At 64.4% G+C, this 13,542-nt stretch carries 14 protein-coding genes; 4 read left to right on the top strand and 10 right to left on the bottom strand.

Features of this window, described 5'->3' with window-relative positions; all coding sequences use genetic code 11:
- Positions 1-416 precede the first annotated feature (416 nt).
- The 3 genes from ACGFK1_RS29250 to ACGFK1_RS29260 are packed head-to-tail and all read right to left on the bottom strand — an operon-like array spanning position 417 to position 2,889.
- On the bottom strand, positions 417-944 hold the full coding sequence (locus ACGFK1_RS29250) for an LppA family lipoprotein (protein WP_393437992.1): 528 nt from the start codon (positions 942-944) through the stop codon (positions 417-419).
- Positions 941-2,587 (bottom strand): alpha/beta hydrolase, encoded by a 1,647-nt coding sequence (locus tag ACGFK1_RS29255; protein WP_393437995.1) that lies wholly within the window; start codon positions 2,585-2,587, stop codon positions 941-943. Before ACGFK1_RS29255 ends, ACGFK1_RS29250 begins: the two co-directional genes overlap by 4 nt.
- A 2-nt stretch (positions 2,588-2,589) precedes the next feature.
- Entirely contained in the window at positions 2,590-2,889 is a 300-nt protein-coding gene (locus ACGFK1_RS29260; RefSeq protein ID WP_393437998.1) for a type VII secretion target, read from the bottom strand.
- A 117-nt stretch (positions 2,890-3,006) separates the two neighbouring features.
- Between ACGFK1_RS29260 and ACGFK1_RS29265 the strand changes: the two genes are divergently transcribed.
- Positions 3,007-4,395: a flavin monoamine oxidase family protein gene (locus ACGFK1_RS29265; protein ID WP_393438001.1), complete on the top strand. Its 1,389-nt coding sequence runs from the start codon at positions 3,007-3,009 to the stop codon at positions 4,393-4,395.
- Here the strand turns inward: ACGFK1_RS29265 and ACGFK1_RS29270 are convergent.
- Both ACGFK1_RS29270 and ACGFK1_RS29275 read right to left on the bottom strand, forming a co-directional pair.
- A complete protein-coding gene (locus tag ACGFK1_RS29270; RefSeq protein ID WP_393438003.1) occupies positions 4,356-4,838 on the bottom strand; it encodes a DUF5994 family protein in 483 nt (160 codons plus the stop codon). The two genes, ACGFK1_RS29265 and ACGFK1_RS29270, sit on opposite strands and share 40 nt — an antisense overlap.
- A gap of 52 nt (positions 4,839-4,890) precedes the next feature.
- Complete coding sequence (locus ACGFK1_RS29275; RefSeq protein WP_393438036.1) at positions 4,891-5,151, bottom strand: hypothetical protein; 261 nt, start codon at positions 5,149-5,151, stop codon at positions 4,891-4,893.
- A 122-nt stretch (positions 5,152-5,273) separates the two neighbouring features.
- Between ACGFK1_RS29275 and ACGFK1_RS29280 the strand changes: the two genes are divergently transcribed.
- Both ACGFK1_RS29280 and ACGFK1_RS29285 read left to right on the top strand, forming a co-directional pair.
- Positions 5,274-5,777: a DUF5994 family protein gene (locus ACGFK1_RS29280; RefSeq protein ID WP_393438006.1), complete on the top strand. Its 504-nt coding sequence runs from the start codon at positions 5,274-5,276 to the stop codon at positions 5,775-5,777.
- Positions 5,778-6,210: 433 nt separating this feature from the next.
- Positions 6,211-7,308, top strand: a complete 1,098-nt coding sequence (locus tag ACGFK1_RS29285; RefSeq protein ID WP_393438009.1) for a hypothetical protein — start codon at positions 6,211-6,213, stop codon at positions 7,306-7,308.
- A 403-nt stretch (positions 7,309-7,711) separates the two neighbouring features.
- Here ACGFK1_RS29285 and ACGFK1_RS29290 read toward each other — a convergent pair whose 3' ends face one another.
- Positions 7,712-8,110: a hypothetical protein gene (locus ACGFK1_RS29290; RefSeq protein ID WP_393438012.1), complete on the bottom strand. Its 399-nt coding sequence runs from the start codon at positions 8,108-8,110 to the stop codon at positions 7,712-7,714.
- A gap of 60 nt (positions 8,111-8,170) precedes the next feature.
- The gene (locus tag ACGFK1_RS29295) at positions 8,171-9,406 is read right to left on the bottom strand and encodes a septum formation family protein (RefSeq protein WP_393438015.1); all 1,236 of its coding nucleotides are present in this window, start codon (positions 9,404-9,406) and stop codon (positions 8,171-8,173) included.
- A gap of 284 nt (positions 9,407-9,690) precedes the next feature.
- On the opposite strand from ACGFK1_RS29295, the gene ACGFK1_RS29300 reads away from it, so the two are divergent.
- The gene (locus tag ACGFK1_RS29300) at positions 9,691-11,097 is read left to right on the top strand and encodes a DUF4185 domain-containing protein (RefSeq protein WP_393438017.1); all 1,407 of its coding nucleotides are present in this window, start codon (positions 9,691-9,693) and stop codon (positions 11,095-11,097) included.
- Positions 11,098-11,229: 132 nt separating this feature from the next.
- Here ACGFK1_RS29300 and ACGFK1_RS29305 read toward each other — a convergent pair whose 3' ends face one another.
- From ACGFK1_RS29305 to ACGFK1_RS29315, 3 genes are all read right to left on the bottom strand, one after another.
- The gene (locus tag ACGFK1_RS29305) at positions 11,230-12,813 is read right to left on the bottom strand and encodes a gamma-glutamyltransferase family protein (RefSeq protein WP_393438020.1); all 1,584 of its coding nucleotides are present in this window, start codon (positions 12,811-12,813) and stop codon (positions 11,230-11,232) included.
- Positions 12,814-12,883: 70 nt separating this feature from the next.
- On the bottom strand, positions 12,884-13,090 hold the full coding sequence (locus tag ACGFK1_RS29310; protein ID WP_393438023.1) for a hypothetical protein: 207 nt from the start codon (positions 13,088-13,090) through the stop codon (positions 12,884-12,886).
- Between the two features lie 209 nt (positions 13,091-13,299).
- Positions 13,300-13,542, bottom strand: a 243-nt coding sequence (locus tag ACGFK1_RS29315) for a hypothetical protein (protein ID WP_393438025.1), incomplete at its 5' end; no start/stop codon positions are given.

Consider the following 13,542-nt stretch of genomic DNA (forward strand, 5'->3'; position numbering starts at 1 on the left):
GGCTGCAACGAGCGACAGCGCCAGAAACACCCACAAACCCGCTAACCCGTAGTCGCTCATGGTGTGTCCTCCGCACATCCGGCACCGTGCAATGAAGTTGGATACCCGACAGCATGCCCAAGTAGGCGTCCGGTGGGCGCTACGTCGGTAGATCTGCTTACACAGTCCGGAGGGGATGCTGTGGGCCTTGGCCTATTGGTGGCTCAGCGCGGTCGTTACGTTCGGTCAGGCGTGCGTGTACTGCTGTTCGGCATCGGCACGGCGTTCCTGTTGGCCGTCATGCAGGTCCATCCGCAGTTATTGTCCAGTCGCCACGCTCGCCATGCTGTCGGCCTCTCGATCACCTTGTCCGTCAACCCGATTGGTTTAGAAGATCGGAATTCGGGCCCGGGATTCGGTTCATCCGCTCGGCTCGGCTACTGCTGGCTCAGTCGGCAGTCGGACTTGGCCGTGAGCGTCGAGGCCTTCTGCGTGCCCAGCCGGAATTCGATACCGTCGGGCCCGGCGATGTAGATGTCGCGATCGCCCGGATTGTCCTTGAACGTGCCGAACTGCGTCGCACCTTTTTGGGCGGCACCGTCTTTGACGATCTGCAGCGCCTGCGGCCACACGTCGTCCGGAACCGGCCCGCTGAACACCGCCATCACGTACGCCTGCTTGGCCTTCGTCTGCGCGTAGTCGCCGCCGCATCCCACCCACGTGTTCTGTTCGATGTGCCACGTCGTACCGGGTGTCAGCGCCGCGATGCTGGTGGCCATGTTCTGCACCGCCGCTTGGTATTCCGCCTGCGCGGCCTCCAGAGGCGGCTTGGATTGCAGCTTCTGCTCGAGCTGTGCCGGGTCCGCTGACGTCACGCTGGTCTCTCCCGTACTCGTCGATTGCCCACACGCCGCGACGCACAGCGCCGCTATCATGAAGCCAGCAGCCAACTTTCGTCGCGTCATCGCCCGGGAACCCGCGGTATCAGCGGCGGCTGCGGTGCTGGTACGGGGACCGGCGGCGGCGGCGCCATCGCCACGTTGTTGGGCAATCCTGCCATCACCGCAGCGAGGTTGTAGCCGGACATCCGCAACTGATTGTCGCTGCCGAGCCGGGCATAGTCGGCATGACTCTGGACGCCCTCGCGCATCACCCCGCCGGGGTCGAGGCCGGGCTGAGCCGACAATTGCGGGAGCATCCCGTCGTACGGGTTGACGCCCCACCCGTGCAGCGGCGCCAATTCCGCGACGGCATTTGCGATCGGATCATCCACACCGCGCATCACATAAGCATGCCCTGCGCCGAGACCCAATTGGTCGGGACTGGTCAGCTCGAGGCCCGGTGAACCGTAGAACACGACGTCGTTGACGGGATGCAGCCCTTGGGCATTGAGTTCCTGCAGGGCCAACGACGACGTCAGCGAGCCGTACGAGTGGCCGAGCAGCGTGATGTGCCCGCCGGGGTTGTCGGCGCGGACCTGTTCGAGGTACGACGACAAGCTGTCGGCGCCTGCTCGGGCCTGCCCGTCGCCCATCGTCGCCAAGGCGTCGCGCGGGCTGAGCGTGTTCAGCGGGTTGGGCGGCGGGTCGTAGCCCATCCATGCGACCGTCGCCGCCGACCCGGGCATCCCGGCGTTCCTCATCTGGCGTTCCGCTTCGAGCCGAAGGTTCTGCGCCTCGGAGACCATGCCGGGCAGCGTGTCCTTTGTCGTCGAGCCGATGCCGGGCACCGTGACCGAGACGTTGCGCGCGGTATCGGGATTGCCGACAGCGACCGCCGCCAGCACTTGCTTGCCGGTACCGGTCCTCGGGTCGAATGCCGTCAAGTAGGTCTCCGGCGCTTTCCCCAGCGCGTCACGCGCCGCGTACAGTTCGCCGAGATGGGTTTTGGTGCTTGCCAGTTGGCCTTTGAGTTCGTTGAGCCGGTCGAACGTCGCCGCACTGTGGTCACCGGTGGTGTAGGTCTGCCTGGCCAGCTCGTCGATCTGGCGCTGCAACGAGTCGACCTGCGCCTGTGTCGCGGCCCGCTCGTGGTCCAGCCGCGCTTCGTTCGCGTCGCTGGCGAGCTGTGTCGGCGTCAACCCATCGGAGCCCACCGGCGGACCCGTCTGCGGGATCGGCGTCTTGCCGGTGGCCATGTTGATGGCCTGCGCCAGCTCGTCATCGATCGCGGCCGCTTCGGCCAGCAGCGTGATGAGCTGTGGCGCCAACTCGGCTTCGGCCACCGCAACGTCGGCTTCCGTCATTGTCGAACCAGGAACGGGGACAAACGAATTGGATGGCACGTCGAGTTCCATTCGCAGCTGGTGCGCCCGATTGCGGAGATTGGCCAGTTTGGCTTTGAGCACCTCGATGTCATCGGCCGCTCGGTCGGCGGCCCGGGCCACCGCCAGCGCTTCGTTACCGTGCGCGTCCAAATCCTTGCGTGTCTGGCCGATCGACTCTTTGGCGGCTCTGGACGCATCACCGCCCCATGTCCCGAACGCCGGGAGTTCCGCGATGCCGTTGGCCGCTTCCCGGGCGGCTTCGGCGCGACTGCGAGTGGCGTGGAAGACCTCGCGGACGTCACCGGGGTTCCAACGGTCGATGTCGGCGACGGAGACCGTCACCGCTACAGCCCGAGATCGAGGTCGCTCGCCGCGTCGTGGTCGGTATGCACGTAGGCCGCCGCGCCGGTGCGTAGCCCGTCCGAATGGTCGACCATCCGGCCGAATATCGCCGTCGTGTCGGCCTGCCATTTGGCGACCGCGCCGGTCAAAGCCGCCGCAGAGCCCGCTGGCAAACCAAGCTGCGCAGATTCCATCCGGCCGTCGGCCTCGAAATGCCGGGCTTTCATGGTATCGGCGTGGACGTCGACAGTGGCAGCGGTTACGTGCAAGTCCTCGGGAGTAACCCTGACCTCGTCAGGCACGACCTCTCCTCATGTACCGAGCAAATTGCGCCACCCGCCAGCATAACTGAGTTTCAGGGATGACAATGACACCAATTCACGGCTTATTGACAGATCCGCCAATTGCGAGGAGGCCCTGTGGCCGACGTGGATTATTGCGTGGTGGGAGCCGGGTTCGCGGGGTTGACCGCCGCCCTGCGGCTGAAACGAGCGGGGCCCTCGGTGGCGCTGTTGGAGGCGCGCGACCGGGTCGGCGGTCGCACCTTCACCGAGATGCGAGACGACGGCTTGTGGATCGACCGCGGCGGCGCGTGGATCGGTCCGGGCCAGGACGCCGTCTACCGCTTGATGAGCGAGTTCGGCGTGCCGAGCTATAAGCAGTACGTCGATGGCGACGCGATGATGTTCGTCGACGGTAAGAAGTACCGCTACAAAGGGACGATTCCGTTTTCGATGAGCCCGTTGGCAGTGGCCAATATCGGCGCGGTGTTCCTCGAACTGACGCAGATGTGCAAGTCGATTCCCATCGAAGCACCGTGGGATGCGCCCAAGGCGCGCAAATGGGATCGGCTCACTTGGGGCGCATGGCTCGACAAGCACACCTTGTCCAAGGCCGCGCACCAACTGCTCGACTACGCCGTCGCCGGTCTGTACACATCGGCCGCGTCTGAGATCTCGCTGCTGTTCGTGCTGTACCAAATGGCGTCGGCCGGCGGGCCGAGTTTCGTGCTGGGCGTCAAGGATGCGGCCGAAGACGCCAGGCCGGTCGGCGGGATGGGTGCCATCCACCGGGCAGTCGCGGCCGAACTCGGCGACGCGATACATCTGTCGCAGCCGGTGCGCAGCATCACCCAGGATGTCACTGGAGTGACCGTCCGCTCAGACGACATGGTGGTGCGCGCACGCCGTGCCGTCGTAACAGTCCCGATCGCGATCGCGGGCCAAATCGTCTATGAGCCAATGCTTTCGATGGATCGGTCGTTCCTGCATCAAAGGATGCCGCTTGGGGCGGTGTTCAAGATTGCCTTGATCTATGACGAGCCGTTCTGGCGGGCCGACGGCCTGTCGGGTCAATCGTTCGCGCCGGGCTCGATGGCCAACCTCACCATCGATTCCTGCACCGACACTGGAAGGCCGGGCGTGCTGACCGTCATCACTGAGGGACCCGTTGCGCGGCAGATGACCAGGATGACCGACGGCGACCGCAGGCAGGCGGTGCTCGATGCGGTCGCCGAGCGGTTCGGCGACAAGGCTCGGACACCGGTCGACTACGTCGAGCAGAACTGGAGCGTGGAACGGTACTCCGGCGGCGGGATGATCAGCCACACGCCGCCCGGCGTGCTCACCGAATTCGGCCCCGCGTTGCGCGCGCCGTGCGGCCGTATCCATTGGGCGGGCACCGAAACCTCCGCTGTCATGTACGGATTCATCGACGGGGCGGTGCGCTCCGGCGAGCGCGTGGCCGCCGAGGTGCTGTACCGCGAAGGTCAGGCCCTTCTCACCCGCCGACGTAATGTCGAGCGGTGATATTCGGCGGGCGCATCGCCGTCATGCCCGCCGATCGAGAGCAGGTCGCTGACCGACGTCGCGTCGTTGGGCGACGCCGCGGTCATCATCGCCTCGTGGGCGATGTCGGCATCGGTGTGCGGAGGCACGACCAGCAGAAGGATCTTCTCGCGACCAAGCCCCAGCACCTGAAGGGTATTGGCGGGTTGACGCCGGTAGCCGTCGAGGCGGACCGCCCTACCGCCGGTCGTCAACCGCTTCGGCATCTGCGCCCATTCGGAAAGGTTGTGCAGCACACGATCAACCGCGCCGAGGCGCACCGACAGCACCGCGAGCAGATCCGGCAGTTCTGCGGTGAGATCGTCGGTTCGTGGCCACCATGCCCCGTCCACATGCCCGGAAACGGGGGCTCTGGGATTCAATCGCAGCCTCGGTGTGTGCTCTGGTCCATTGTGCCGCGTCATGTGACGATCCCGTCCTGACAATGCTGGCTTTGCCAGCGAAAGCCATTGTCTATCAATGCTTTTGATTGCCGGTGAGGCTGGTAGTCGACGAGGAACGTTCGGCCTTCGCGCGTTTGTCCGCCCGCTTCTCTTTCAGCGTCTTGCCGGACTTCTTGCTCATCGATTGTCGGGGAGATTTGTCAGCCATATAGGCCCCTAGCAATTGGGGGCCTGGACGGTCCCGATCACCCGAGCGTACGCCGATCAGCGGCGCCCCGCGCATGGAACGAGATTCTCGTTGTGCCCGAACAAAATTCGCGTTGATCGGAGGCACCGGTCGAGTCTGGGGGTCGTAAGTGTAGGCTCACAGCGAACCGTTTCGTAGCCGACAGCTGTGCGATCCGATTCGTAAGTCGATCAACGAACTGATCGGCCTCGAAACGAAGGAAGACCTCGTTGGAGCGCACGAACGAAAACACCAATTCGACTGATGGGCGACGCCTGCGCAGTCCGGTCCGATATACGTTGGCCTCCATTCTTGGCAGTGGCCTCGACGGAGCATGGTGGCCGCACACGGCCTCGATCGCGCGTGAACTGTCCGACCTGACCGTTGCGTTGCGCGAGCCGCTGGGCAAAGTCGTCGACATCAACGTCAACTGGTCGCCATTGCAAGGTGTTTCGAATCTGGACCTGATCGATCGCCGCGGTGTCGCAGCGGTGCCCGGAGAAGGCGGCCGGCACCTGCGCGTCATCACCGTCACCGGCAACCTGGCCAGCGCAGATCTGCTGGTCGTGCCGTCTGGAACAAGCACCGCCCTGGCTACCATGTTGCTGCGGCAGGCCGCTGACCTTCCCGTCTTGTACGAACACCAGCACACCGCTGCGTTCCGTAGCGCTGGTGTCATCGTCAACGCTGCACGCGCTCAACGCTCATTCACCGCCCCCGCCACCGAGGTGTGAACTGAACCGCCAGCGCTGCTGCCGACCGGAACGCCACGGCACACGCGTGGGCCGCGCAGCGTTCCAGCAAACGTAGGGAAACACCCGATTCCTTTCCGTGCAGATCCAAATAGCTTGGGTTGCAGTAGGCCGTCCTGTGGATTTCACCAGGTAAGCCCACCTTCAAGATCAGAACGGCCTTCTCTTGGACTGCGTGACATTGTCACCGGATAGGGAGATACATCAATGCTTGGCAACGTGCTTGTCGGCGTAAGCCCATGGCGTGACTCCGCATGATGACGATCGCGAGGATCGGCTTAGCAGATCGCCTTGGCGTCGATCAACACCTACTGAGCGCAAATCACGGTCTCCACTTCGGGACCGAGTTCGGTAGCGGCTCCACCCAAGGGTTGCTTGGCGGATAGGGCGCGCTCCGATAGCAGAAAGAAACATCATGGTTTACCCGCAGTATCCCGAACACCAGCCGGAAGTCGTCCCGTGGCCCACGGGCTATGACGATCAAGAGCGCGAGAGGCGAAGTCCTGTGCTTGCCGCCTCTATCGCCGGAATCGTCGCGGTTCTGGTGTTGGCGGTCGGGGTACTGCTCGGTGTGCAGCTCAACAGACCCGATTCGGTGTCGCCGTCGGGGCCGTCGCCAACAGCAGCCGCAAGCGCTGCGGCCAGCGTCACCCCGACGACGGCGAGCGAACCCGCGACTCGAGAAGCGGAGCGAACGCGCGCCAGGGACGCCGAACGCCTGGACCGATCGACCTACTCACCGATGACTGCGCGCGACTTCGCGCTGATGGCCAAGAACCCCGACTCGTGGACCGGCCGGAAGATCGTCGTATACGGGGTCATCACGCAGTTCGACGCGGTGACCGGAGCGACGGCGTTCCGCGCTGCCACGGGCCCCGAGCCGATGACGGACCCGTACGACTATGAGCAGAACACCCTCATCACTGCGCACGACTCGCGCATGGTCGCGAACTTCGTCGAAAAGGACGTGGTGACCATGTACGTCGAAGTCCAGGGCGCTGTTACCTACGACACACAGATCGGCGGAAAGACCACGGTCCCATCGCTTTTGGCCAACATCGTCGAGTCAACCAGGTTCAGTTCGGCCCCGCGGACCTTGACTCCCTCTGTCGCGACCCTCCCCAACACCGACGTCAGTGGCGCCCAGTTACGCTCGATCGCCGCCAGCGACCAACCGGTGGTCGCCAGTGTCCTCGAGGATCGTTGGGTGCCGCAGTTGAGTTCCAAACGTCTCGGCATGGTCGCCGAAGGAAGCACCTGGACCAACGACATGATCTTGGCCGACCACCAACAATTGCGCGGAAGCTACGCGGGCGTCCGACTGCTGTGGTCAGGGAACTGGTCGACGTTCTCGGAGTCGGACTTCTGGGTGACCATCGTCGGCACCGGATTCCCGACGGCCGACCAGGCTCTGGCCTGGTGCAAGGGAAACGGTTTCGACCGCGACCACTGCTACGCCAAATTGGTCAGCACCACGCATGCCGTTGAGGGCAGCACTGCGTACAACAAGTAGGCGCTAGGCGGCGGGGTTGAAGTCCGACACGTCAGCAGCCACCTCGATCGTGTCCGCGACCGTCGGAGCGCACGGCGCGCACAGCCCCTTGCCCCACGTCGGGTATCCGCATGCCGGACAGATCGTTAATACGCTGCTCTCAGCAGGAATATTGATAGCCACCGCCGTCCCTTTCGCCCGGTGGAAGGTATATAACCGCGCAGGGCGAAATCAAACCTGACGTGTCGATCTGGTCCGCCTTCCAGGGCGCCGACCTACGCTTCTGTCATGACCGGTGATAATCACCACCGGTTGGCCCGCCTCCTCGGTGATCTAGCCGTGGACATGCAAGGGCGAAGTGTCCACGGTCCCGGTCTGTGGCTCGCTGGCTCATCGAGGAACATGAGAGAAGTGTGACGGGGCACTAGGAGGCGGGCCACCGCAGGGTGCGGCCCAGCCGAACCTTGCGCGGGTTCGTCTCGCTCACCTCAACCGCAACAGTGCGGCCCGTCTGGTATGCACCGAGCTCCCAGGGCAGGATGTTTCGCCAGATCACCACCGAATACGGCCCGCGGCTGGGGACATTCACGTTGAGTCGAAGCCGGCACACGATCCGCTGCGGGCCGTTGACCGCCACCGAGCCGAACCGTTTGAGCGACAAGACCTCTGCCGTACCGGCAACCACCGGCCCGCGAACTTTCCGCATCTGACGCACCACGATGGGTCCGAGAATCGGTACGCCGACGAACACGGCCGCCCAGGGAATCCACGACCACCAACTTCCGCCGGACGTCGACGTGGAATACGCCAAATACTCAACCATTGCCGCACGCTAGCAACTCACCAGCACCGGCACCGACCGATCCGTAGACATAGTTCCTAGCTAGGGGGATACGGTGCTCGGAAGTCGTTCTGCTGGTGGCGATCCCGGCGCCGGTCCGGGCGCCGTGGGTCCTGCCATATGTGGCACCGGTCCAGGCGCCGTCGGGCCTGCCATATGAGGTATCGGCCCGGGGGCTTGGGCCCCGTCAAGATGCGGTACCGGCGTGGGTGTCTCCGCGGCGGGCATGTGCGGCACGGGCTCTGCGACGTCGGTGGGATTGTCGGCCTCGCGGTCCACCGGGACCGGCACTTCGACGACCGCCGGCGGCTGCGGCGCCTCGCTGGCGGGGGCCGGCGCTTCCGGGGCTGAACCCGGCACGGCCGCGCCGCGGCGCCCATCGATCACGACGCCGTCTCTCGCGCTGCGCACCAACGTCGCCCAGCCACCGCCGGCTTTGGGTACACCGATGCCGCACGCGATCTTGCGGCTGCCGGCCGCCCATCCCGTCGCGTCGATGGGCTGATAGCGCACCGACAGTCCGGTGGTCTCCAGCGGCACAGGGCCCAGGTACGCCGACGTCGCCGCGATGCAGGCGTCGCGCACCACCGGATCCTGGGCAGCGATCGACGGCGCCAATTGGCCGAAGATCGGGGAAAGGTCAACGGTGCCTGTGATTTCCAGCGCGTGGGGCAGGCCGCACTCGACGGCGACATTCGTCGTATCACCGTCTCGGATCCCAAGACACGTGCTGGTCGGCCAGACACTGGACTGATCCTGGTCGATGACCCTGCCGCTGAACGGAACCGACGCGACGCCGTTACTCGGCAACTGCAGACCACACATCAACTCGTCGGAGGTTCGCACCGCGCCGACGACGAATCGTCCATGCGGGTCGTAGCGTGAGCCCAGGTTGTGTTCGACCGCCTGAACGCAGGCTTGCTGCTGCCGAGTCTCGGCCGCGGAATCGCCGGAGTCCGTTGGCAGCGCTTGGGATTCGACCACTTCGAACAGGTGCTCGTCGGAACAGTTGACCCGCACGGCGCGTTTCGGCTCGCCGGGCGGCCAGCTCAGGCAATCTCCGCTGTGCGCGGCCGCCGGCCTGGTTGCCGACCGGTCCATCATCTGCAGCACGACGGCGACCGACACGACGACGACGCCGATGGCGACCACGACGAGCAGCAACTTGATCGCCCACAGCGGAATGTCCACCCGCGACTCGTCAACAGGTTCCCGCGCGGGGCGCACCGGCACCAACTCGGTGGACACCTCGTCAGGCCAGCGCTGCCTCACAGACATCCAATGATGGGAACACACCCACTGCCCTGCCGCACGACAAAGCAAAGATCTGTTATCGAACGCTCAGCCTGTTGGCCAGGAAGATTACTACATTTGACGGTCACGTCAGCAACTTCGCCGCGGGTTGCTAACCGATCGCGAAATTACATCGATGTATAGCGACACGGTCACGGATGGATACCTTTTCGCGCATCGATGATCACTTAGACCCCAGTGATCACTACTGTCACAGCAGTCGACTCCTGACGTCAAAGCGACGTCATGCCTCCCCTGAAAGGTGTGTCATGTCGCCGCGTCCGCGAATCGCCTCAGTATCGGTGGCGTCCGCGATTGTGCTCTGCACCGCGATCGGCGTCACGTCGCCTGCGGCTGCCGAGCCGTGCACAGATGCCGCCGCGGCGGCCCAGCCTCAGGTCGAGGCGCCTTCCCAACCGTTGCCCACGAACGGCGGCCCGCCCCGCGGTCACCGCCCCGCCTACGCGAACACTGCCGCGCCGCTGCCCAAGGTGGGTCCGATCACGTCGGCGGTGATGAACCTCATGGGTCAGCGCTCCGGGCGCGTGCAGCAGCAGGCGGCCGTCGCGCCGCCGCCCGAACCTCCCTCCGCGGCCACCGAACCGGCCCCACCCGTTGCCGCGCAACCGGTTCCGGAAGCCGCGCCCGCGCCTCCCCCTGGGCCACCCTCGCCCCCTGGGACGTCGCTCGTCGGCTGGGTCACCGGACCGGAAAGCCCGAACAACACGCTGTCGCGCTTCGCAGTCTCCGGGACCGACTTGGGCATCATGTGGGACAACGGTTCTCATCAGGTGCTGATGGCGTTCGGTGACACCTCGGGTTACTGCAGCGCACCCGGTCATCAATGGCGATACAACGTGCTGATGCGAAGCCAGGACGGCGCGTTGTCGAACACAATCAGTGTGGCGAACTCTCCGTTGTGGGCGCGCGGCATCTCGAAGCAGATCATCAACAGCACCAAATGGGCACCCGACGAGACCGGCATCATCCCAACGGCCGGCATCTCGGTCGGCGGAAACCAGTACATCAATTACATGTCGATCAAGAGCTGGGATGCCAACGGCGCGTGGACAACCAACTACTCGGCGATCGCGGTGTCACCGGACAACGGCGAGCGATGGGGTGTCTACCCCGGCTCGGTCCGGACACCGAGGCCGGACGCGATTCCCGGCGCCCGGCACGTCGCAGGCAATGAGAACTTCCAGCAGGGAGCGTTCCTCAAGCCTGGGCCGGGCGACCCGTACATCTACTCATATGGAACGCCTGCGGGCCGTGGCGGGTCGGCGTACGTGGCACGGGTTGCCCCCAGCGCCATCGCGGACGTCGGCAAGTACGAGTACTGGAACTCCGACCAGAATGCCTGGGTGCCAGGCAATCCGGCCGCCGCGACACCGGTGGTTCCCGGACCGGTCGGCGAGATGTCGGCCCAATTCAACACCTACCTCGGGCAGTACCTGATGATGTACTGCAACGGCATGAACGATGTGGTGTTCAGGACAGCACCTGCGCCGCAAGGACCGTGGGGGCCGGAGCAGATGATCGTTCCGTCCATGCAATTCCCCGGTGGGATCTATGCACCGTTCCTGCATCCGTGGTCGACCGGTCGGGAGCTCTACTTCAATCTGTCGGAGTGGACAGCCTACAACGTGATGTTGATGAAAACCGTTCTGCCGTAGTCAGATCGGGGTCGATCACGACCAGCCAGAGCGCTCCCGAGGCGACACCGAACGCCGCCTTGACCGCAATCAACCGCGAGGAAGCAACCAGTGCCACACATGCCAGCACATGTTGCCGATCGCGATCGGAATTCAGATACCGACGGCTTGTCCGTCACGTCGCGGGTCGCTGGCAGCGACGTAGCCGTCGTCGAGCCGCCAGATCGCCTGACAGCTTCCGAACTGGTTGTAGTCGTCGACGGTGACGAGTTCGTGTCCGCGCTCACGCAACCCGTCTAGCGTGGCAGGCGGGAACCCGCCCTCTACGCTGACCTGGAGCCCGCCGACCCACCGGAACCGCGGGCCGTCACAGGCCGCTTGGGGGTTTTGCTCGTAGTCGGCGATCCGCACCATCACCTGAGTGTGGCCCTGCGGTTGCATAGTGCCGCCCATCACTCCGAAACTCATCACTGGCGCCCCAGCCTTGGTCACGAATCCGGGGATGATCGTGTGATACGGACGCTTCTGGGGCCCAACCTGATTCGGATGCCCCTGCGTCGTCACGAAGCCCGTACCGCGGTTCTGTAGCGAGATGCCGGTGCCGGGCACCACCACACCCGAACCGAAACCCATGTAGTTCGATTGAATCATCGACACCATCATCCCGCTGGCGTCCGCGGCAGTGAGGTACACCGTTCCGCCGCTCGGTTGGCCCGCCGCAACGGGTTTCGCTCGATCTCTGTCGATCAGCGCGGCCCGCTGCTCGAGATAGCCCTTGTCGAGCAACTGCATTGCGGTGACGGTCATATGGTCACCGTCCGACACATATTCGAGCGCATCGGCGAAGGCAAGCTTTACCGCCTCGATCTGCAAATGCACACTTTCTGCCGAATCGACTGGCAGCGAAGCCATATCGAAATGCTCAAGGATGCCAAGCGCGATCAGCGCGACAATACCCTGGCCGTTGGGCGGTATCTCGTGCACCGTGTAGCCGCGGTACTCCCCAGTGATGGTCCCGACCCAGTCCGCACGGTGAGCAGCCAAGTCGGACGTGCGCAGAGCGCCCCCGTTCGCCGTCGCGTGGGCTTCCATCTTGTCGGCTAGTTCGCCGCGGTAGAAGGCCTCGCCGTCGGTGTCGGCGATCTTCTCCAACGTGGCGGCATGCTCGGGCAGCCTGAACAGCTCGCCCGGTTTCGGCGCCCGCCCGTCACGCATGAAAGCTTCGGCGAAACCTGGCTGCCCGGCGAACAGCGGCACCTGCTCCGCCCACTGAGACGCGACCGTCGGCGAAACGAGAAAACCATTGCGGCCGTATCCGATTGTCGGCTCGAATAGGCGGGCAAACGGCAGCCGGCCGAATTTCGCGTGCAGCGCTGCCCATGCCGAGACCGCCCCCGGCACCGTCACTGAGTTCCAGCCCGTCGCGGGCACGGGCCCGTCGGTGAAGTACTCCGGTGTCCATGCGGCCGGTGAACGGCCCGACGCGTTGAGCCCGTGCAGTTGGTGTCCGTCCCAGACGATTGCGAAGGCATCCGACCCGATGCCGTTGGACACCGGCTCCACGAGCGTCAACGCGATAGCTGTCGCCACAATGGCGTCGACTGCGTTGCCGCCGTCGGCGATCATCGCAAGGCCGGCCTGCGCGGCCAGTGGTTGCGACGTCGCCACGATGTTATGCGCGAGCAGTGGTTTGCGCGGCCAGGCGTACGGCAGCTCCCACGAGAATGGAACGGTCATCAATCCCTAACGCTACCAAGCGCTTAGGGTCGGACGAGACGCCGTCCGACCTGATGCACTGTGCGGCTTCTCAGTGATGGAAGATCAGCGCGCCTTCGTCACCACCGAACGGCTGTTGTTGCTGGGCGGCCTCGTGCGCGGCAGCGCCTGGGGTTGCAGTGATTTCGGCGTTGCCTTTGTTCTGATGCACGGTGGCGTCCGCGGAGGCGAGCGGAGCCAAGCCGATTGCGGCCGCAGAGGCGGCGATGGCCAACGATGTGACGTAACGAAGTTTCATTTTCTTCTCCTCATGCGGCGGATTAGTACGACGAGCAGATCAGAAGGGCTGACGCGTCGATGTTGCGCCGTTGTTAACTCAATGTCGTCACGGTGAACGTCAAAACTGCCATACCAGCTAGCCGGAAATGGGACGCATAACTCCTGCTAGGAGGGGCTGCGTCGGACGTTGAGGCCGGGGAGATTTCGCTGTTGCGTAGATCTCACTTTTCAAATTGCCCGGCTCTCGGCGACAAAGTCGGCGGGAGCGACAACGACCACTTTGCAACGAGCGCCAGTTACCCTTAGACGCGAATTCATCCACAGGTTGTTTGTCGTTGGTGAGGTGAATCGGGTCGGTGTCTCACGGGGTGGTGAAGATGGGGTCATGTCTTCAACCGCGGCGCCGTCGGTGGTGAGCAGTACCAGTGATCGTCTTGAGGTGTTGTTCGCCGAGTTGGCGGAGCTGGCGGG

The organism is Mycobacterium sp. NPDC048908, assembly GCF_043197955.1.
In the GTDB taxonomy this organism is placed as follows: Bacteria; Actinomycetota; Actinomycetes; order Mycobacteriales; family Mycobacteriaceae; genus Mycobacterium.

Bases quoted from the DNA above. Each gene is read 5' to 3' on its own strand.
- ACGFK1_RS29250 (WP_393437992.1), bottom strand. From the start codon at position 944: ATGACGCGACGAAAGTTGGCTGCTGGCTTCATGATAGCGGCGCTGTGC.
- ACGFK1_RS29270 (WP_393438003.1), bottom strand. From the start codon at position 4,838: ATGACGCGGCACAATGGACCAGAGCACACACCGAGGCTGCGATTGAAT.
- ACGFK1_RS29285 (WP_393438009.1), top strand. From the start codon at position 6,211: ATGGTTTACCCGCAGTATCCCGAACACCAGCCGGAAGTCGTCCCGTGG.
- ACGFK1_RS29290 (WP_393438012.1), bottom strand. From the start codon at position 8,110: ATGGTTGAGTATTTGGCGTATTCCACGTCGACGTCCGGCGGAAGTTGG.
- ACGFK1_RS29295 (WP_393438015.1), bottom strand. From the start codon at position 9,406: ATGTCTGTGAGGCAGCGCTGGCCTGACGAGGTGTCCACCGAGTTGGTG.
- ACGFK1_RS29300 (WP_393438017.1), top strand. From the start codon at position 9,691: ATGTCGCCGCGTCCGCGAATCGCCTCAGTATCGGTGGCGTCCGCGATT.
- ACGFK1_RS29305 (WP_393438020.1), bottom strand. From the start codon at position 12,813: ATGACCGTTCCATTCTCGTGGGAGCTGCCGTACGCCTGGCCGCGCAAA.
- ACGFK1_RS29310 (WP_393438023.1), bottom strand. From the start codon at position 13,090: ATGAAACTTCGTTACGTCACATCGTTGGCCATCGCCGCCTCTGCGGCC.